The sequence below is a fragment of the Devosia sp. genome, assembly GCF_028290625.1.
In the GTDB taxonomy this organism is placed as follows: domain Bacteria; phylum Pseudomonadota; class Alphaproteobacteria; order Rhizobiales; family Devosiaceae; genus Devosia.
On record NZ_JAQGJM010000010.1, the window covers coordinates 18894 to 37535 of the forward strand.

The following is an 18642-nucleotide window of genomic DNA, read 5'->3' on the forward strand; positions in this document are numbered from 1 at the left end:
TTTGGGAGCGACCTATGGGCAAATTGATTCGCGGCTTGGGCCTGGCCCTGGCGCTGGTGACGGCGCTGACCGGGGCGGCATTGGCCGCGCCGACCGAAATCCGCATCGGCGTGGCGCTGGAGCCACCAACCCTCGATCCGACGGCGGGCGCCGCCGAGGCTATCGATATTGTGGTCTACCAGAACGTGTTCGAGGGCCTGACGCGCATCGATGAGAACGGGGCGGTCCAGCCGGGCCTCGCGACCTCGTGGACCATCTCGGACGACAACCTGACCTATACGTTCAAGCTGGCCGATGGCGTGACCTTCCACGACGGCACCAGCTTTGACGCCAATGACGTCAAGTTCAGCTTCGACCGCATCGCGGCGCCGGACAGCCTCAACGCGCACAAGGAATTCTATTCGGTCATCCAGAGCGTGACGGTGATCGATCCGCTGACGGTCGAGTTCAAGCTCAAGAACCCGGTCGGCCGCTTCCTGTTCGATATCGGGCGGGGCGATGCAGTGATCGTGGCGCCGGAAAGCGCCGCCACCAACGCCACTAACCCGATCGGCACCGGGCCGTTCAGTTTCGTGCAGTGGGACAAGGGCAGCCGCGTGGTGCTGGAGCGGTATGACCCCTACTGGGGCAAGCCGGTGGCGCTGACCAAGGCCAGCTTTGTGTTCATCAGCGACACCGCGACGCTGACCAATGCGCTGCTGGCCGAGGATGTCGACGGCACCAATAATTTCGCGCCCGAAGCGCTCGACGTGTTCAAGGCGGACCCGCGTTTCACCGTATTGGTGGGCACGACCGAAGGCGAAACGATCCTGGGCACCAACAACAAGAAGGCGCCGTTCGATAACCTGAAGGTGCGCCAGGCGATGGCCTATGCGCTGGACCGCAAGGCGATCATCGACGGGGCGACCTACGGCTACGGCACCCCGATCGGCAGCGCCTTCGCGCCGCACAATCCCTACTATGTCGACCTGACCAGCACCTATCCGTACGATCCGGAAAAGGCCAAGGCATTGCTGGCCGAGGCCGGCTATCCCGACGGGTTCAGCGCCACGCTGAAGCTGCCGCCGGTGGGCTATGCCCGGCTGAGCGGACAGATCATCGCGTCTCAGTTCGCCAAGGTCGGCATCAAGCTGGAACTGATCAATATCGAATTCGCGCAGTGGCTGGAGGATGTCTATACCAACCACGATTTCGACCTGACCATCATCAGCCATGTCGAGCCGTTCGATATTGGTAATTACGCCAATCCCAACTACTACTGGGGCTACGACAATCCCAAGTTCCAGGCCTTGAACGAGACGCTGAATGGTACGACCGACGAGGCCAAGCGCAAGGAACTCGCCATCGAGCTGCAGAAGATCATCGCCGATGACGCGGTCAATGGCTACCTGTTCGAACTGGCGCAGACCGGGGTTTGGAATGCCAAGCTCACCGGCATGTGGAAGAACTCGCCGATCGAGGGGCTGGTCTTGCGCGATATTCATTGGGTGGAGTGAGGACCGTTATGACGCGACGGGGATGACCGCTCCCCCCCACCCTGTCCCTCCCCCGCAAGGGGGGAGGAGACCCTCCCAACCTACTTTTGCTACTGCGCGCACTGAGTTGGCGGCCCTATCGTCTCCCTCCCCCCTGCGGGGAGGGGTTAGGGGTGGGGGAATGTTTGGCCCGAATCCGGCGGCCCAAGCCGCATGAGCCTCTTCATCCTCAAGCGCCTGCTCGGCTTCGCGGTCACCCTGCTCGTCGCGGCGGCGGTGATTTTTTATCTGCTTGATCTGCTGCCGGGCGACTCGGCGCAGTTCATCCTGGGGATCAATGCCAGCCCCGAGGCGGTGGCCAAGCTGCGCATGCAGCTTGGGCTGGAGGCGCCAGCATTCGAGCGGTTCCTTGGTTGGATCTGGGGCATGCTGCATGGGGATTTCGGGATTTCATACACGCAGAGCGCGCCGGTGGCGCAGCTGATCGCCGAGCGGCTCTGGGTGACGCTGCCGCTGGCGGTGTTTGCCATGATCATTTCGATGCTCGTCGGGCTGCCACTGGGGATTCTCGCGGCGCGGATGCGCGGGCGGGCGCCTGACACAGGTATCATGCTGCTGGCCCAAATGGGCATTGCGATACCCAATTTCTGGTTCGGCATGTTGCTGGCTCTGCTGTTCGCGGTGAGCCTGCGCTGGTTGCCGCCGGGCGGCTTCACACCCTGGAACGAGGATGGCTGGAAGGCGCTGCGCGGGCTGGTTCTACCCAGCCTGGCGCTGGCGCTGCCGCAGGCGTCGATCCTGGCGCGGGTGATGCGCACGGCGCTGGTCGACGTGCAGGGGCAGGATTTCATCCGCACCGCGCGGGCCAAGGGCATGACCATGGGCGAGGCGGTGTGGCGGCATGGCGTGCGTAATGCACTGCTGCCGGTGCTGACGGTGCTGGGGCTGCAGTTCGCGTTTCTGGTGGCGGGGACGATCATCGTCGAGAACGTGTTCTACCTGCCCGGCCTGGGGCGGCTAATTTTCACGGCAATCTCCGAGCGCGACTTGATCCTAGTGCGGGGTGCTGTGATCGTTTTGATTGTGGCGGTGACGGCGGTGATGCTGGCGGTGGACCTGCTTTATGCGGTGGTCGATCCGCGGCTGCGGCAGGGGGGCGGGCAATGAGCGCGGCGACAGCACGCCGGTTTGTGTTCACCCATCCCAGCCTGTGGCTGGGGCTGGCCGCGACGCTTGTGTTCACCCTGCTGGCGCTGGTCTCGCTGGTGTGGACGCCCTACCCGATTGCCAATATCGAAATCGGCGATCGGTTTCTGGGGCCGAGTGCGGCCCACTGGCTGGGCACCGACAATCTGGGGCGCGACATGGCCTCACTGGTGATGGCGGGGACATTGACCAGCTTTGTGGTGGCATCGCTATCGGTGCTGATCGGCGCGGGCATCGGGGTGCCGCTGGGGTTGGCGGCAGCGGCATGGGGCGGTGCGCTGGAATGGCTGGTGCTGCGGCTGAGCGATTTCATCTTCGCGTTTCCCGCCATCATCGTGGCGATCCTGATCACCTCGCTCTATGGGCCGGGGGCCACCAATGCCATCATCGCTATCGGGATTTTCAACATTCCGATTTTTGCGCGGGTGGCTCGCGGCGGGGCGATGAGCATCAAGACGCTGGATTTCGTGGCGGCGGCGCGGCTGGCCGGGCTGGGCAACGGCGCCATCGCCTACAGGCATCTGCTTCCCAATATCTTGAGCCTGATCATCGTGCAGGGGACGATCCAGCTCTCGCTGGGCATCCTGTCGGAGGCCGGACTCTCTTATATCGGGCTAGGTACGCAACCGCCGGCGACGAGCCTGGGGCTGATGTTGCGCGATGCGCAGGGGCTGTTCCTGATCCATCCGTGGCTGACGCTGGTGCCTGGCCTTTGCATCGTGTTGATCGTGATTGCATTGAACCTGGCCGGCGACGGTTTGCGCGATGCGATCGATCCGCGGCTCAAGGGGGCGCAGCAGAATGCTGCTTGAGGTTTCCGGGCTAACGGTCAAATTCGGTGCGACCGAAGCTCTTAGCAATATGGGCTTAACACTAGAGCGCGGTGAGCGTTTCGGTATCGTTGGCGAAAGCGGATCGGGCAAGACGCTGACGGCGCTGGCGATCACCGGGTTGCTGCCCGAAGGCGCGCAGGTGAGTGGCTCGATCAAGATCGATGGGGAGCCCCTGCCCCGCTCGGAACGCGAGATGGCGCGGTTGCGAGGCAAGCGCATCGGCATGGTTTTCCAAGAGCCGATGACGGCGCTGAACCCGCTGATGCGGATCAATGACCAGATCGAGGAAGCCATCCGGATCAATGCCGCGGCCGGCGCACCCCCGATCGAGGTTCCCAACCTGCTCAGGGAGGTGGGGCTGGAATTGCGGCATGGCGACCGGTTTGCGCATCAGCTATCGGGCGGGCAGCGGCAGCGGGTGATGATCGCCATGGCGCTGGCGAGCCAGCCCGATATTTTGATAGCCGACGAGCCGACTTCGGCGCTGGACCTGATCACGCAGCGGCTGGTGCTCGACCTGATCGCCGAGATCTGCACGCGACGGCACATGGCGTTGCTGTTCATCAGCCATGATCTGAAGGCTGTCGCGTGGCTGTGCAGCCGGGTGGCGGTGATGCATCGCGGCAAGCTGGTGGAGACCGGGCTGGTGCAGGACGTGCTGGGCTCGCCCAAGCAGGCCTATACGCAAAAGCTGGTGGCCGCATCGCGTTTCAATGTGCGGCCATTGGCGCGGCCGCCGATCGGCAAGACGCTGCTGGAGGTGCGCGGGATCGGCCGGGACTACAAGCAGGGCGGGCCATGGCCGTTCGGCGGCAAGGCGCTGCGGGCGGTGGACGATGTGAGCCTGAGTGTGGACGCGGCGGAATGCGTGGCGATCGTGGGACCGTCGGGATGCGGCAAGACCACGCTGGCCCGGATCATTGTAGGGCTGGATCGGGCGACGCGCGGCGAAATCCGTTTTGCTGGCGAGCTGCATCATGGCAGTGACCTGCCCAAGGCGCGGCGGCGCGATATCTCGCTGGTGTTCCAGGACCCGTTCGGCAGCTTCGATCCACGGCTGACCATCGAGCAATCGCTGAGCGAGCCATTGCGGCTGGAAAAGCTGGATGCGAGCACGCATGTGGACCGGCTGATCGAGGCGGTGGAGGCCGTGGGGCTGGGTCAGGAGATGCTGCGGCGCTATCCGCATGAGTTTTCCGGCGGGCAGCGGCAACGGCTGGCGATTGCACGGGCGCTGGTGACGCGGCCGAAGCTGCTGGTGCTGGATGAGCCGGTTTCGGCGCTGGACGTATCGGTGCGCGGCGAAGTGCTGGCGCTGCTGGCGCGGTTGCAGGCGGATTTCGGGCTGACTTATCTGGTGATCAGCCATGACCTCGACATGGTGCGGGCGATTGCCGACCGGGTGCTGGTTATGGAGGCGGGGCGGATCGTCGAGGAAGGCAAACCGCACGAGATTTTCGCGCGGCCGCAGCATAAGTTGACGCAGGATTTGATGGCGGCGAGGCTGCCGGAGGTGGGTTGAGGCTGGGGCACATCCTCGTGGTTCGAGGGTCGTAAGAACTCCCACCTCACCATGAGGACTACTGGGAAATCTCAGTTTTATCAGTAGCCCTCATGGTGAGGGCGCGAGCTCTTCGCGAGCCTCGAACCACGAGGGCGTGGTGTCTACTCCAGCCGGCCGATGTAACTGCCGAACGGCTCAAGATCGATTTCGCCATCCATAGGCGCGGCGGTGACGCCGGGGCAGTCGAGGCCGTGGGGCGTCATGTCGGCAGGGATGACGAACTCTTCGGACTCGGCGCTCATGTTGAACACGCACAGCACGCGCTCATTGCCAAAATTGCGGGTGAAAGCCAGGACGTTCTCGGCCGACTCGAGCAGGGTGATTTCGCCTTTGGCCAGGACCGTATTGGCTTGGCGGAACTTGAGCATGGCGCGGTAGAATTCGAGCACCGAACCTTCGACGCCGTCCTGCGTGTCGACCGCATGGGTCAGGTGTTCGGCGGGGACCGGCAGCCAGGTGCGTTCGGCGGTGGAGAAGGCGCCGTTGCGGACGTGGGTCTGCCAGACCATGGGCGTGCGGCAGCCGTCGCGGCCTTTGAACTCGGGCCAGAATTCGATGCCGTAGGGATCGACCAGGTCGGCGAAGGAGAGTTCGGCTTCCTTTAACCCCAATTCCTCGCCCTGATAGAGGCAGACCGAGCCACGCATGGACAAGATCAGCGTGACCGCGAGGCGCGTGAAGGCGGCTTCCTGGCCGTGGGTGGCCCAGCGGCTGACATGGCGCACCACGTCGTGATTAGAGAAGGCGAGGCAGATCCAGCCATCGGGGGCCTTGGATTCGGTGGCGCGGATGGAATCGCGGAAGTGCTTTGCCGAGAACTCGCCGCCGAGATAATCGAACGTATAGGCCATGTGCAGGTGGTCATCGCCCGAAGTGTATTGGGCCATGATTTCGAGTTGGTGCTGGCTGTCGCCGATTTCACCAACCGTGGTCTTGCCGGGATATTCGTCCATCAGGGCGCGCAGGCGCTTGAGGAAGCCAAGGTTTTCCGGGCGCGACTTGTCGTAGATGTGCTCCTGGAAATTGTATGGGTTTACTGCCGGGGCGGTCGAAGCGTTGAAGTCCTCGACGCGGACCACGGGGTTGTTTTCGAAGCCCAGCGAACAGAAATAGAAATTGACCGTGTCGAGGCGGAAGCCATCGACGCCGCGTTCCAGCCAGAAGCGCATTTCGCCCAGCAGGGCATCCTGCACGTCGGGGTTGTGGAAGTTCAAATCGGGCTGCGAAACCAGGAAATTGTGCTGGTAATACTGCATGCGTCGACTGTCCCAGGACCAGGCCGAGCCGCCGAAAATGGAGAGCCAGTTATTGGGCGGGGTGCCATCGGGGTTGGGATCGGCCCAGACGTACCAATCGGCGCGCGCATTGGTGCGCGAGGAGCGCGATTCCGAAAACCAGGCGTGCTTGTCGGACGAGTGGGAAATCACCTGGTCGATGATGACCTTGAGGCCCAGCGAATGGGCCTTCTGCACCAGGTGGTCGAAGTCCTCGAGGGTGCCGAAGCTGGGATCGATGTCGCGGTAGTTGGAGACGTCGTAGCCGAAATCCTTCATCGGCGAGGTGAAGACCGGCGACAACCAGATGGCATCGACGCCCAAATCCTTGACGTAATCGAGCCGGCTGGTGACGCCGACGAGATCGCCGACGCCGTCGCCATTCTGATCCTGAAAGGAGCGCGGATAGATCTGGTAGATCACCGCGCCGCGCCACCAATCCGCATCGACCGTGGGCTCAATTTCGGTCTTGGGCTCGGTCATGGTCATCGACATCGGCGCGCTCCGGAAGTTGTTTGTGCCTGAATAGCATCAGGCTCAAACGCCGCCAAAGCCAATTCGATGCCGGATCGCGCGAATGCCTACTTGGTGTTGTGCAGCAGGCCCTGGAAGGCGCGGAAGCTGGCCTTGGGGGTACGCTGCTGAGTGGCGTAATCGACGTGAACCAGGCCGAAGCGCTTGTTGTAGCCCTCGGCCCACTCGTAATTATCGAGCAGCGACCAGGCGAAATAGCCGCGCACATCGGCGCCCTGCTCGCGGGCATTGAGCACGGCCTTGAGGTGGGCCTCGTAGTAATCGACGCGGCGCGGATCACTGTCGCCCTCGACTTCGGCCATGCCGTTCTCGGTGACGTAGAGCGGGATCTTGGTGTAGTCGTTGGAGACGCGGACCAGCAGGTCGGAGAGGCCCTGGGGGTAGATTTCCCAGCCCATTTCGGTGGTTTCGAGGTCGCCTTTGGCCTGGGCGATGGGGAAGCCGAGTTGCTCGGGCGCCGATTTATAGAGGCCGCGCGTGTAGTAGTTGATGCCCAGCCAATCGAGCGGACGGGAGACGACCTCCATGTCCTTTTCGTAGCCGGCGGGCAGGTGGCGGGCAAAGAAGTCATTGCCGGTCAGTGCGTCGGGGTATTTGCCCTTGAGGACGCCATCGAGATACCAGCGGTTGAACAGCGCGTCACCGATATCGGTGGCGGCGACGTCCTCGGGGCTTTGGGTGGCCGGCTCGGACTTTTCGAGATTGAGGACGATGCCGAGGTTCTTGACGCCCTCGGCGCGCAGGGCATCGATGGCGGTGCCGTGGGCGAAGAGGACGTGGTGCATGGCGCGGGCAGCGGCGCGGATATCGCGATAGCCGGGAGCGTGAATGCCGAGGAAATGGCTGAGGAAGGCAACGCACCACGGCTCGTTGATGGTGGCGGTGGCGTGGAGGCGATCGCCGAACTTTTGGCCGATCAGCGAGGCGTAATCACCGAACCAGCCGGCGATATCGCGGTTCATCCAGCCGCCCTTGTCCTGCAGGGCGGAGGGCAAATCCCAGTGGTAGAGGGTAGCATAGGGCTTGATGCCGCGGGCCAGCATGCCGTCGATCAGGCGATCGTAGAAATCGAGGCCTGCCTGGTTGATGGCGCCGGTGCCTTCGGGAATCAGGCGGGGCCAGGCGAAGGAGAAGCGATAGGCATCAAAGCCGCCGTCGCGGATCAGGTCGAGGTCGGCGGGCCAGCGATTGTAATGGTCGCAGGCATCTCGGCCGGTATCGCCATTCTGGACATTGCCCGGGGTGGCGGAAAAACTGTCCCAGATCGAGGGGCCTCGACCATCGGTCTGGCCACCCTCGATCTGATAGGCGGCAGTCGCGGCGCCGAAGGTGAAATCGGGACCGAAATCCGAACGGGAAATGGAAAACATGGACGCTCCTCCTCGAGTGGCGGAGAGGAGGTAGCGCAGGATTGCGGGTTATGCAATCGATTGCAGAGGTGACAACTAACCGCGCAGCGACGGCGTAGCGGCAAGAATGCGTCCCGCAATCGCCTTGAACGCCTCTGCTTCGGGACCGGAGACGTCGGAGGCAACCACCGGCCGGCCGGCGTCGGAGGTTTCGCGAATCGACATGACCAGGGGGACGGCGCCGAGGAAGGGCATGCCGAGTTTTTTGGCGGCGGATTCGGCGCCGCCGGTGCCGAAGATGTCGTAGCGAGCGCCGGTATCGGGAGCGATGAAGTAGCTCATGTTTTCGACCAGACCGAGCAGTGGCACGTTGAGGCGGCGCAGCATGTCGATGGCCTTCTTGGCATCGATCAGCGCCAGCTCCTGCGGGGTGGAGACGATGACGACGCCATCGACTTCGGCCTGCTGGAACAGGGAAATGTGGATGTCGCCGGTGCCGGGGGGCAGGTCGACGACGAGGATATCGAGGCCGCCCCAATCAGTTTCGCGGAGCAGTTGGCGGAGGGCCGAAGTGGCCATAGGGCCGCGCCAGACCACGGCCTGATCGGGGGTGAGCATGGAGCCGATCGACATAGCCTTGATGCCGAACGCCTCGTGCGGGGTGAAGATGCCATCTTCGCGGATGGCGGGCCGGCCTTCGAGACCGAGCAGCTTCGGCAAGGACGGGCCATAGAGGTCGGCGTCGAGCATGCCGACGCGCAGGCCCTCGGCGTGGAGCGCGAGGGCGAGGTTGACGGCGACGGTAGATTTGCCGACGCCGCCCTTGCCGGAGCCGACCGCGATGATGCGCTTGATGCCGGGGACGGCGGTCTTGCCGGCCGGGACCGGCTTGCCGTGGGAGAAGGTGGGGCCGGCGGGCGGCTTGCCGTGGGAGAAGGTGGGGCCGGCGGGCGGCTTGCCGCCGGTCAGCGAGACCAGGATCTTGCGGGCGCCGGCGACCTTTTGTGTAGCGGCGATGGCCTCCTCGCGTGCGGGGCCGAAGGCGGCCTCCATGCCCGGGGCGACGGCGATGGCAAAGGCGACGGCGCCGGGCGTGACGATGATTTCCGAAAGGCCGCCATAGCCCGCCAGATCGCCACCGCCGGGAATTTCAACGGCGGCGAGGGCGGCTTTGATGGCGGCGGAAAGGTCGGGATCGGCCATTTTGTTTGCCCCTGTTGGCTCGGGCATTGCCGCATCCACGGTGTCGTCCCGGCGCAGGCCGGGATCCATCTTGATATCTCAGGATGGGCCCCGGCCTGCGCCGGGGGGACACCGCATTTGTTGAGGCACTAGATGCTTAGAGAATGCTCTGACCGGTTGCTTTCCAGTCCTTCAGGAAGCCTTCGATGCCCGAATTGGTCAGCGGGTGGTTGGCCAGCTTGCGGATCACGTCGGGCGGAATGGTCGAGACGTCGGCACCTGCCAGCGCGACCTGGGTCACGTGGTTGGGCGAACGGATCGAGGCAGCCAGGATCTGGGTCTCAAAGCCGTAGTTGTCGTAGATCTGGCGAATATTCTCGATCAGCTCGACACCGTCGAGATTGATGTCATCGAGACGACCAAGGAAGGGCGAGATATAGGTCGCGCCGACTTTGGCGGCGAGCAGCGCCTGGTTGGCCGAAAAGCACAGCGTGACGTTGGTCTTGATGCCGCGCTCGAAGAAAGTCTTGGTAGCCTTGAGGCCCGCCAGCGTCAGCGGCAGCTTGACCACGACGTTTGGGGCCAGGGCGGCCAAAACTTCGCCCTCGGCGATCATGCCGTCATATTCAAGCGAGGCGACTTCGGCCGACACCGGGCCGGGAACGATCGAGCAGATTTCCCGCACGACTTCCTTGAAGTCACGGCCGGATTTGGCGATCAGCGACGGATTGGTGGTGACGCCATCGAGGAGCCCCGTCTCATAGAGTTCCTTGATGTCCTTGATTTCTGCGGTATCGACGAAGAACTTCATGGTTCCCTCCTAGAATGCGTATGTGCTGCTCGTTAGACCAAAGATGTAGCACGAGGTTCCCGCGCCGCAACCCGTCGGGCGAACGTTATTTGATGGCTGCAAGCAAGGCGTCGGCCAGATCGCCAACGCGTTCTTCGGGGATGCCCGCGACATTGATGCGGCTATCACCAATCATATAGACACCATTGGTGGCTTTTAAATGCTCGACCACGCTATTGGGCAGTCCCAGCAGCGAAAACATGCCGCGATGGGCGGCGATGAAGTCGAAATCCTTGGAGTTCGAGCGCTGCCGGATGGCATCGCTGAGCTTCTGGCGCAGGCCGATCATGCGGGCGCGCATGGCGTTGAGCTCGGTCTCCCACTCGGCGCGCAGCTCGGGGTCCTCAAGGATGACGCGGATGATTTCGGCGCCGTGATCAGGTGGCTGCGAATAGGCGCCCCGGATGATGTTGAGCAATTGGGACTGCGCCACATCGGCTTGCGCCGCATTCTTGGCGATCAGGATCGCCGCACCGACGCGTTCCCGATAGAGCTGGAAATTCTTTGATCCCGAGAACGCGACGAGCGCTTCGGGAACCGAGGAGACCACTTTGCGGGTGCCGTAGGCATCTTCGAGCAGGCCATCACCGAAGCCGAGATAGGCGAGGTCGATAAACGGCAACGCGCCCGTGCGCGCCAGACTGGCGGCAACCTGGTCCCACTGGGCATCGCTCAGGTTGGCCCCAGTCGGATTGTGACAGCAGCCGTGCAGCAGGACCACGTCGTCCTTGCCCAAGCCATCCAGCGTGGCGAGCATCTGTTCGAACTTCACACCACGGGTTTCCGCGTCGAAATAGGGGTAGGTCTTGACCTGGAGGCCGGAGTTTTCGGCGATCGGGTTATGGTTGGGCCAGGTCGGATCGGACACCCATACGGTGGCGCCGGGCTTAGCGCGATGGATCAATTGCATCAGCACCCAGAGCGAGCCGGTGCCGCCGGGGGCCTGGGCGACGCGGACGCGTGAACGGTCGACGCTATCACCGAGGGCCAGATCGAGCACGGCTGCGCCATAGCCCTTGTTGCCGGCGATACCGAGATAAGTTTTGGTCTTGGCCGCCGCAAAGATCCTCTGCTCAGCCTTTTTGACTGAGGTCATGATGGGCGTAATGCCCTGCTCGTCTTTGTAGACGCCGACACCAAGGTCGATCTTGTCGGTGCGGGAATCGGCGGCGTATTCGCCCATGAGGGCCAGGATCTTGTCGCCGGGAGCCTTGGTCAGGGTATCGAACATGGATGGACTTACGCAGTTGGGAGCGGGACGGAAATCGCCGCCTTTATAGGCGGGCGGCAAGGAAAGTCCATCGGCCTTTCGCCGCAATCTGATCGTCACGGCAATGACCAACCGGATGTGCTATGGTTGACGGAAGCCATTGGGGCAGCGAGACTGACCCAGCACCGTCCAGTTCGAGTGATTTATGCCTGTTTTAAACCGTATTGCCGAATTCCAAGCCGAAATCGCCGGGTGGCGACACGACTTCCACACGCATCCCGAAATCCTGTTCGACGTGCAGCGCACGGCGGGCAAAGTGGAAGCGCTGCTGGCTGAATTCGGCTGCGATGAAATCGTCACGGGCATGGGCCGGACCGGCGTGGTGGGAATCATCAAGGGCCGTACCAACACGAGCGGGCGCACGATCGGGCTGCGGGCGGATATGGACGCGCTGCCGATCACCGAAAAGACCGGCGCTCCTTATGCCAGCCAAACGGCGGGCAAGATGCACGCCTGCGGCCATGACGGGCACACGGCGATGCTGCTGGGCGCGGCGAAATATCTGGCAGAAACGCGCAATTTCGACGGGCAGATCGCGGTGATCTTCCAGCCGGCCGAAGAGGGCGGTGGCGGCGGCCGCGAAATGGTGGCCGACGGGCTGCTGGACCGGTTCGGCATCAACGAAGTTTATGGGATGCACAATTGGCCGGGCATGCCGGTGGGACAGTTTGGCATTCGCGAGGGCGGCATCATGGCCGCCACGGACCGGTTCAGCATTGATATCGAGGGCCTGGGCGGCCATGCGGCACGCCCGCATTCGACGATCGATCCGGTGATGATCGCCGCGCAGTTGATCGGCGCGTTGCAGACCATCGTGTCGCGCAATGTCGATCCGCTCAAAAGCGCCGTGGTATCGGTGACGGTGATGGAGGCCGGCGAGGCGGACAATGTGATTGCCCGAACCGCGCGGCTCAAGGGGACGGTGCGCACGCTGGACAGCGACGTGCAGGACTTTATCGAAAACAGGCTCAACACCTTCGTGCCCGAGTTCGCCGCGGCGTTCGGCGGCAAGGCCAGGGTGAACTATCTGCGCGGCTATCCGGTGACCGTGAACACGCCGCGCGAGACGCAATTTGCCGCCATGATTGCGGGCGAAATCGCCGGCGTGGATCGGGTCGACACCGACGTCGCGCCATCGATGGGCGGCGAGGATTTTTCCTTCATGCTGGAGCAGAGACCGGGGGCGTATATTTTCCTCGGCAATGGCGACAGTTCTGAACTGCATACGGACAATTACGATTTCAATGACGACGCTATACCGCTCGGGACAAGCTATTGGGTAAGACTGGCGGAACGGGCCCTGCCCCTGTAGCCAAGCCAAGCTGGCAACGCAGAACGCTGCTGACGATCGCCACATTGCTGGTGTCGACGGCTGGCGGCTTTGTGGCCAACGCCTTGGGCCTGCCCGCCGGGTGGCTGATGGGCGGCGCGCTGGCGGTGGCCGTGGCGGCGATTGCCGGCATGAAGGTGCATCTGCCGGACCCGGTGCGCGACCTGTCGTTTTTGCTGGTTGGCATGTCGATGGGCGCCAGCGTGGCGAGCGACAGTCTGGCGTTGATTCCCAGTTGGCCGGTGAGCCTTGCGGGTCTGGCGATCGAGCTGGCGCTGATCATCGCGACCACCGGCTGGATGCTGAGCAAGCTGTTCAAGCTGGATGCCGGCACGGCCTATCTGAGTTCGTTCCCCGGGCATTTGTCGTTCATCATGAGCATGGCCATGGCGGGCGTGGGCAATCCGCGGCAGATCATCATCATCCAGGTAATCCGGGTGATGTTGCTGACGATTTGCGTTCCGGTGGGGGCGCTATTCCTGCCGATCGATCATTTCGCGCCGGTGGCGCCGCTCAATACGCTCAATGTCTGGGAATTGCTGGCGCTTGCCGCTGGCTGCGTGGCGCTGGGGCTGGTGTTCATCAAGCTGAAGGTTCCCGCAGGGTTCGTGCTGGGCGCGATGGCACTGGCCACGGCGGCCAAGCTGGGCGGGCTCTATACCGCGTCGATGCCGCCGCCACTGACGGTCATCACCTTCGTGTTGACCGGGGCGGTGATCGGATCGCGGTTTGCCGGGATTACGCGCCGAGAACTGGTCAGCGCTGCGGTGGGCGGCCTGATCGCGACGGGCATGACCGTGGCGATCGTCACGGTGATCGCCTATGGGGTCAGCTTGCTCGTCGACATGCCGTTTGGGCAAATATGGCTGGGGCTGTCGCCGGGGGCGCTGGAGGGCATGGGGGCGCTCGGCGTGGCGCTGGGTTATGACACCGCCTTTATCGCCGCCCACCACGTTATCCGCCTGCTGCTGCTGACTTTTGCCATTCCCATGGTGGTGGTGATGATCCGGCGGCGCGAGCGCTTAAGCCCGCCACAATCGGGCGCAATACTGCCACAAAAGGAGATTTTGCCATGAAACTGCTACCGATTTTGGGGACGCTGGTCGTCGTCGGACTGACCAGCACACCGGCGTTTGCGCTGTTCTGCACCGATGAAGGCCCGAGCGCAGGCATCGACTATGAATTCACCGTTGGCGGCGGCTTCCGGATCGACGATTCTGACTTTCAGGAGCAGTTCGATATCGCCCGGCTGAGGGACATTGGCGTATATGCCAACTCGGTGGAGCGTTGGAACGGTTGCATCCGCGCCTTCGTCGATAATGGCAATGGCGGGCAGAGCATGGAGTTCTACGACCCGGCTACGTTGCGCCGGTTGCAATAAGTCTGGTCATCCGGCGCGCAACTTATTCGCCCTGCTCTCTATCCTTCCCGCGGGCTTGACCCGCGGGCCATTGGCCGCTTGTGCCATGCTGAGGGAGGCCCGCGGGTCGAGCCCGCGGGAAGGAAGCGGTGGGATAAATCAACCTGAAGCCTCCTAGCGCCACCTATTTCTAGCTCGCGCTATTTTTGACCCTGATAACTGGAGCGTCGGACGGCAATGCCAGGAAGGCAAAGCCGTTGGCGCCGAGGTTCAGGGTTCTGCGGGTCAAGGTCGCGTTCTGGGAGATCGGGTCCAAGGGTGCGTCGTTGGGAATGCCGGTGAGCGCCACCGTCTGGCTATCGGCTGACAAATTGAACACGCAGGTCATGGTGCCCGCCGCGCTGAAGCGGCGGAAGGCCAGGACGGGTTCGGCGACGCGGAAGAATTCGATATCACCGTCGTAGAGCACGTCGTGGGTGCGGCGCCAGGCGAGAATGCGGCGATAAAACGCCAGCGTGGAATCGGGATCGGCGTTCTGCGACGCGACATTGAGGGCGGATTGGGCCGGCTTGACCGGCAGCCAGGGCTTGCCGGTGGTGAAGCCGTTCGAGGCATCGCCCTGGTCCCACGGAATGGGCGTGCGGCAGCCGTCGCGGCCCTTGTCCTCGGGCCAGAAGCGGATGCCGCGCGGGTCGGTGAGCTCGTCGAACCGCAGGTCGGTTTCGGGCAGGCCTAATTCCTCGCCCTGATAGAGGCAGACCGAGCCTTTGAGGCTGAGCACCAGCGCCGCGGCCTGGCGGCCGAGATCGGCGGCATTGAGGCTGTGCGGCGCCCAGCGGGTGATATGGCGCGGCACATCGTGGTTGGAAAAGCTCCAGCACGGCCAGCCATCGGGACCGGCCTTGAAGAACTGTTCAATCCGGCTGCGAAAGTGGGCGGCGGTGAATTCGTGGCCGAGGAAATCGAACGAATAGCACATGTGCAGCTTGTCGCCGCCGGAGGTGTATTCGGCCATCAACGGCACGGATTTGTGGCTATCGCCGACCTCGCCGACCGTCGTGGTGCCGGGGAATGTGTCGAGCAGCGCGCGGACGCGTTTGAGGAAATCGACGTTTTCAGGTTGGCTCTTGGAGAATTTGTGCTCCTGCATGTCATAGGGATTGACCGCATAGGGCAGATGCTCGTCGCGCTTACGATTGGGCGGATTGGAGCGCAGCTTCTTGTCGTGGAAGTAGTAGTTGACGGTGTCGAGGCGGAAGCCGTCGATGCCGCGCTCCAGCCAGAAGCGCATGATGTCGAGCATCTGGTCCTGCACTTCGACGCTGTGGAAGTTCATATCCGGCTGGCTGGCCAGAAAATTGTGCAGATAATACTGGCCGCGCGTCGGGTTCCACTCCCAGGCGCGGCCGCCGAAAACGGCGGGCCAGTTATTTGGGGGCGAGCCATCCGGCAGCGGATCGGCCCAGACATACCAGTCGGCGCGGCGATTGGTGCGGCTGAGACGCGATTCCTGGAACCAGGGGTGCTGGTCGGAGGAATGGCTGATCACCTGGTCCATGATGACCTTGATGCCGCGCGCATGGGCCTGGGCGATCAGGCTATCGAAGTCATTGAGCGAGCCGAAGATGCGATCGACCTCGGTATAATCGGAGACGTCATAGCCCATGTCTGCCTGCGGGCTCTGGGTGATGGGCGAGAGCCAGATGCAATCGACGCCGAGGCCGGCGATATGATCGAGCCGCTGCATGATGCCCGCCAGATCGCCGATACCGTCGCCGTTGCTGTCCTGAAACGAGCGCGGATAGACCTGATAAATTACCGCGCCACGCCACCATTCCCGCATCGTCTGCTCCTGCACTGATTTGCCCATGGGTAGAGTGGCGGGCGGGTGGGAATAAGGCAAATGCAAGTTTTAGGTGTGACGAAGCGCCGTGCGGCTCGCACCGACGGTTGAGGAAGACTGCGGCATGCGGCGAGACGTGCCTCATGGTAATTTTTAGTACGCGAGACAGCGTCTCGCCGCATGCGATGGGGTTTCTGGCCGCTCGAACGTGGCCTCCATTGTTTCAGGAGACGAACGTCGTGCTGGCCCAGGGATCGCGCGACCGCGCCCCCTCCCACCAAACTCTCCACGGCCGTTCGTCGCGAACCCGCAGCCATTGTGGAGATATCGGGGTGAATTATGCGGGAGGAATTGGGGGTGGGGAGAAGATGGATAGATTGGGACATGCCCTCGTGGTTCGAGGCTCGCGAAGGGCTCGCACCTCACCATGAGGGCTACTGAGGGAATGGCCAGGTGTCCCAGTAGTCCTCATGGTGAGGTGGGAGTTCTTACGACCCTCGAACCACGAGGACGTGGCAGGATGGGTGGCTTTCGCGACGACCTTGCGGCCGTGGCTGCATCTCGGGCTAGGCCCCGGCCTGCGCCGGGGTGACACCGTGGGTGGGGCGGCTTTATGCCCGAGACGAGGCGGTGCGGTGGGGGAGCCGATAGTTTCAGGCTAACCATACCCCCACCCTGCCTCCCCCTGCAGGGGGAGGAGGACGCGCCACTCTTGGGGCACGATGCAGTTCAACCCACCGGCCGGCTCCTCCCCTTAATAGGGGAGGCTGGGAGGGGGTGATGGCGAGGCGCAATGCTCAGGCGGCGGTTCGGCGAGGCTGGAGATTATTTAGCCGCGAGCATTATTGGATGGACATCGATAAGGCGCAGCGAGACGACCATGGTGGCGGTGGCGGTCTTGTATTTCAGGAAATGAGGCGTCTGGATGTGGGCCTCATAGGCCGCCTGGGACGCATAGACCTCGAGGAGGCGAACCTGGTGCGGCTCGGACTTGTGCGAGACGGCATGCAGCATCAGGACGCCGGGTTCACGCTCGATCGAGGCGGCAATTTCCTCGGCGAGCAGAGCCGTGTATTCGGCGACTTGGCTCGGAACGATTTCCAGCTCGGCTATCCGGACGACGCGCTGGTCGGTAGCCATTCAGACCACCGGGCTGATCAGCGGGTTGCCGGCGAAATGGGCGTCGAGATTGGCGACGAGGGTCGCCCCCATGGCGTCGCGGGTTTGGTGCGTGGCGCTGCCCTGGTGGGGCGCGAGGACGACGTTGTCGAGGGCGAACAGGGCCTCGGGCACCTGGGGTTCCTTCTCGAAAACGTCGAGCGCGGCGCCGCCGAGGCCGCCGTTGACGAGGAGGTCCACCATCACGGGCTCATCCACCAAGGTGCCCCGGGCTATATTGACCAGCATGCCCTGGGGGCCGAGCGCTTCGAGCACTTCGCGGGAAACGATGCGGTCGGTGCTTTTGCCGCCGGGGGCGATCAGCACCAGCCAGTCGACATCGCGGGCCATGTCGATGAGCTTGTCGTAGTAGATATAGGGCACGTTTTCCTGGCGATTGCGGCCGTGATAGACGACGCGCATCTTCATGGCCTGGGCGCGGGTGGCGATCTCCTTGCCGATGCGGCCGAGGCCCAGAATGCCCACGGTCTTGCCGGTGAGTTCGGAGAACAGGCCCATATTGCCCTTGAGCCACTTGCCGTCGCGCACGAAGCGGTCGCCCTGGGGAATGCGGCGGGCCAGGGAAATCATCAGGCCGATGGTGAGTTCGGCCACGGCGTCATTGAGCACGTCCGGCGTATTGGTGACCCGCACGCCGGCGGCCTTGGCCGCCTTGAGGTCGATATTGTCGGTGCCGACACCGAAGCTGGCGATGATTTCGAGCTTGGGCAGTTTGGCGATGAGATCGGCCTGCACACCGCTGCCGGCATGGGCGCGAATGCGGGGGGCGATTTCGGCCAGGAATGCGTCCTTGTCGGCCGCCTCATGCAGCTTGTGGACGGTGTAGCGCTGGGCCAAAGCGGCTTCGCAGCTGGCGTGAAGTTTTCCGGTCTGCAGGATATCGATGGGCATTGGGGACTCGCAGAAACTTGTATGGCAGACACCATAGGCGTGAAGAGCGAGTAGGCAACCGTTATTCGAGACGCGCGAGCTGACTGCACGCAGTCACGCCGCCAGCTCGCTCTTGGGTTAGCGTTCTGGCATATCCTCGATGCCGTCATTGTCCACTGTATAGTCAAACCACAGCTCGGACGGGCTCGTCGCGCCGCAGTAATCGCAGCGTACTTTTGCATCGCTTTCGCCGGGGAATGGCCGGCGGGCTGATAGGTGGGGATTGTTGCAAGCGGGGCACTTTGGTTCGTGCACGGCAAAGGTTACGTATTCAGTCATTAGTCTCTCCATTTACTGAAAGTCGGGAGAGCGCCGAACACCCAAAACCGGAAAGACCAAAGACCGCAAAACTCAAGGGCGCCGCTCGGCACTCACGTTGCAGATGGGCAGAGCAGAGGTTCTGTTCAAGTAACCGGCTGGACGCCGCTCTACAAATGTGTAGCAATGTGAAGGCGATGGATGA

General features: G+C 63.1%; 16 protein-coding genes. 7 read left to right on the top strand and 9 right to left on the bottom strand.

Going from position 1 to position 18642, the window contains the following annotated elements; translation table 11 throughout:
- Window positions 1-14 precede the first annotated feature (14 nt).
- The 4 genes from JWR51_RS05080 to JWR51_RS05095 all read left to right on the top strand — a co-directional run bounded on the left by JWR51_RS05080 (window position 15) and on the right by JWR51_RS05095 (window position 5036).
- Window positions 15-1496: an ABC transporter substrate-binding protein gene (locus tag JWR51_RS05080; RefSeq protein ID WP_299744545.1), complete on the top strand. Its 1482-nt coding sequence runs from the start codon at window positions 15-17 to the stop codon at window positions 1494-1496.
- A 192-nt stretch (window positions 1497-1688) separates the two neighbouring features.
- Window positions 1689-2642 carry an ABC transporter permease gene (locus tag JWR51_RS05085; RefSeq protein WP_299744548.1) on the top strand — a complete coding sequence of 318 codons (954 nt, stop codon included), beginning with the start codon at window positions 1689-1691 and terminating at the stop codon, window positions 2640-2642.
- Window positions 2639-3493: an ABC transporter permease gene (locus JWR51_RS05090; RefSeq protein WP_299744551.1), complete on the top strand. Its 855-nt coding sequence runs from the start codon at window positions 2639-2641 to the stop codon at window positions 3491-3493. The genes JWR51_RS05085 and JWR51_RS05090 overlap by 4 nt, the downstream gene beginning before the upstream one ends.
- Entirely contained in the window at window positions 3483-5036 is a 1554-nt protein-coding gene (locus tag JWR51_RS05095) for an ABC transporter ATP-binding protein (RefSeq protein ID WP_299744554.1), read from the top strand. Before JWR51_RS05090 ends, JWR51_RS05095 begins: the two co-directional genes overlap by 11 nt.
- 143 nt (window positions 5037-5179) lie before the next feature.
- On the opposite strand, the gene JWR51_RS05100 is transcribed toward JWR51_RS05095, so the two are convergent.
- From JWR51_RS05100 to JWR51_RS05120, 5 genes are all read right to left on the bottom strand, one after another.
- A complete protein-coding gene (locus JWR51_RS05100; protein ID WP_299744557.1) occupies window positions 5180-6847 on the bottom strand; it encodes an alpha-glucosidase family protein in 1668 nt (555 codons plus the stop codon).
- A gap of 86 nt (window positions 6848-6933) precedes the next feature.
- Window positions 6934-8256, bottom strand: coding sequence for a GH1 family beta-glucosidase (locus tag JWR51_RS05105; RefSeq protein ID WP_299744560.1), 1323 nt, complete (start codon window positions 8254-8256; stop codon window positions 6934-6936).
- A 75-nt stretch (window positions 8257-8331) separates the two neighbouring features.
- Window positions 8332-9438 (bottom strand): Mrp/NBP35 family ATP-binding protein, encoded by a 1107-nt coding sequence (locus JWR51_RS05110; RefSeq protein ID WP_299744563.1) that lies wholly within the window; start codon window positions 9436-9438, stop codon window positions 8332-8334.
- 136 nt (window positions 9439-9574) lie between these two features.
- Entirely contained in the window at window positions 9575-10228 is a 654-nt protein-coding gene (gene fsa, locus JWR51_RS05115; RefSeq protein ID WP_299744565.1) for a fructose-6-phosphate aldolase, read from the bottom strand.
- 85 nt (window positions 10229-10313) lie between these two features.
- Window positions 10314-11498 carry an amino acid aminotransferase gene (locus JWR51_RS05120; protein ID WP_299744567.1) on the bottom strand — a complete coding sequence of 395 codons (1185 nt, stop codon included), beginning with the start codon at window positions 11496-11498 and terminating at the stop codon, window positions 10314-10316.
- Window positions 11499-11682: 184 nt separating this feature from the next.
- Between JWR51_RS05120 and JWR51_RS05125 the strand changes: the two genes are divergently transcribed.
- The 3 genes from JWR51_RS05125 to JWR51_RS05135 are packed head-to-tail and all read left to right on the top strand — an operon-like array spanning window position 11683 to window position 14248.
- Complete coding sequence (locus JWR51_RS05125; RefSeq protein WP_299744570.1) at window positions 11683-12849, top strand: M20 aminoacylase family protein; 1167 nt, start codon at window positions 11683-11685, stop codon at window positions 12847-12849.
- Window positions 12813-13943: an AbrB family transcriptional regulator gene (locus tag JWR51_RS05130; protein WP_299744573.1), complete on the top strand. Its 1131-nt coding sequence runs from the start codon at window positions 12813-12815 to the stop codon at window positions 13941-13943. Before JWR51_RS05125 ends, JWR51_RS05130 begins: the two co-directional genes overlap by 37 nt.
- Complete coding sequence (locus tag JWR51_RS05135; protein ID WP_299744576.1) at window positions 13940-14248, top strand: hypothetical protein; 309 nt, start codon at window positions 13940-13942, stop codon at window positions 14246-14248. Before JWR51_RS05130 ends, JWR51_RS05135 begins: the two co-directional genes overlap by 4 nt.
- A 169-nt stretch (window positions 14249-14417) precedes the next feature.
- On the opposite strand, the gene JWR51_RS05140 is transcribed toward JWR51_RS05135, so the two are convergent.
- The 4 genes from JWR51_RS05140 to JWR51_RS05155 form a co-directional block, all read right to left on the bottom strand.
- Entirely contained in the window at window positions 14418-16070 is a 1653-nt protein-coding gene (locus JWR51_RS05140) for an alpha-glucosidase (protein ID WP_299744579.1), read from the bottom strand.
- A gap of 825 nt (window positions 16071-16895) precedes the next feature.
- The gene (locus JWR51_RS05145; protein ID WP_299744583.1) at window positions 16896-17210 is read right to left on the bottom strand and encodes a putative quinol monooxygenase; all 315 of its coding nucleotides are present in this window, start codon (window positions 17208-17210) and stop codon (window positions 16896-16898) included.
- Window positions 17211-18140, bottom strand: a complete 930-nt coding sequence (locus JWR51_RS05150) for a 2-hydroxyacid dehydrogenase (RefSeq protein WP_299744584.1) — start codon at window positions 18138-18140, stop codon at window positions 17211-17213. It lies immediately after the preceding gene.
- Window positions 18141-18257: 117 nt separating this feature from the next.
- The gene (locus JWR51_RS05155) at window positions 18258-18458 is read right to left on the bottom strand and encodes a hypothetical protein (protein ID WP_299744587.1); all 201 of its coding nucleotides are present in this window, start codon (window positions 18456-18458) and stop codon (window positions 18258-18260) included.
- Between the last annotated feature and the right edge of the window lie 184 nt (window positions 18459-18642).

Bases quoted from the DNA above. Each gene is read 5' to 3' on its own strand.
- JWR51_RS05135 (WP_299744576.1), top strand. From the start codon at position 13,940: ATGAAACTGCTACCGATTTTGGGGACGCTGGTCGTCGTCGGACTGACC.
- JWR51_RS05145 (WP_299744583.1), bottom strand. From the start codon at position 17,210: ATGGCTACCGACCAGCGCGTCGTCCGGATAGCCGAGCTGGAAATCGTT.
- JWR51_RS05085 (WP_299744548.1), top strand. From the start codon at position 1,689: ATGAGCCTCTTCATCCTCAAGCGCCTGCTCGGCTTCGCGGTCACCCTG.
- JWR51_RS05095 (WP_299744554.1), top strand. From the start codon at position 3,483: ATGCTGCTTGAGGTTTCCGGGCTAACGGTCAAATTCGGTGCGACCGAA.
- JWR51_RS05080 (WP_299744545.1), top strand. From the start codon at position 15: ATGGGCAAATTGATTCGCGGCTTGGGCCTGGCCCTGGCGCTGGTGACG.
- JWR51_RS05100 (WP_299744557.1), bottom strand. From the start codon at position 6,847: ATGTCGATGACCATGACCGAGCCCAAGACCGAAATTGAGCCCACGGTC.
- JWR51_RS05090 (WP_299744551.1), top strand. From the start codon at position 2,639: ATGAGCGCGGCGACAGCACGCCGGTTTGTGTTCACCCATCCCAGCCTG.
- JWR51_RS05105 (WP_299744560.1), bottom strand. From the start codon at position 8,256: ATGTTTTCCATTTCCCGTTCGGATTTCGGTCCCGATTTCACCTTCGGC.
- JWR51_RS05110 (WP_299744563.1), bottom strand. From the start codon at position 9,438: ATGGCCGATCCCGACCTTTCCGCCGCCATCAAAGCCGCCCTCGCCGCC.
- JWR51_RS05125 (WP_299744570.1), top strand. From the start codon at position 11,683: ATGCCTGTTTTAAACCGTATTGCCGAATTCCAAGCCGAAATCGCCGGG.
- JWR51_RS05140 (WP_299744579.1), bottom strand. From the start codon at position 16,070: ATGCGGGAATGGTGGCGTGGCGCGGTAATTTATCAGGTCTATCCGCGC.
- fsa (WP_299744565.1), bottom strand. From the start codon at position 10,228: ATGAAGTTCTTCGTCGATACCGCAGAAATCAAGGACATCAAGGAACTC.
- JWR51_RS05120 (WP_299744567.1), bottom strand. From the start codon at position 11,498: ATGTTCGATACCCTGACCAAGGCTCCCGGCGACAAGATCCTGGCCCTC.
- JWR51_RS05150 (WP_299744584.1), bottom strand. From the start codon at position 18,140: ATGCCCATCGATATCCTGCAGACCGGAAAACTTCACGCCAGCTGCGAA.
- JWR51_RS05155 (WP_299744587.1), bottom strand. From the start codon at position 18,458: ATGACTGAATACGTAACCTTTGCCGTGCACGAACCAAAGTGCCCCGCT.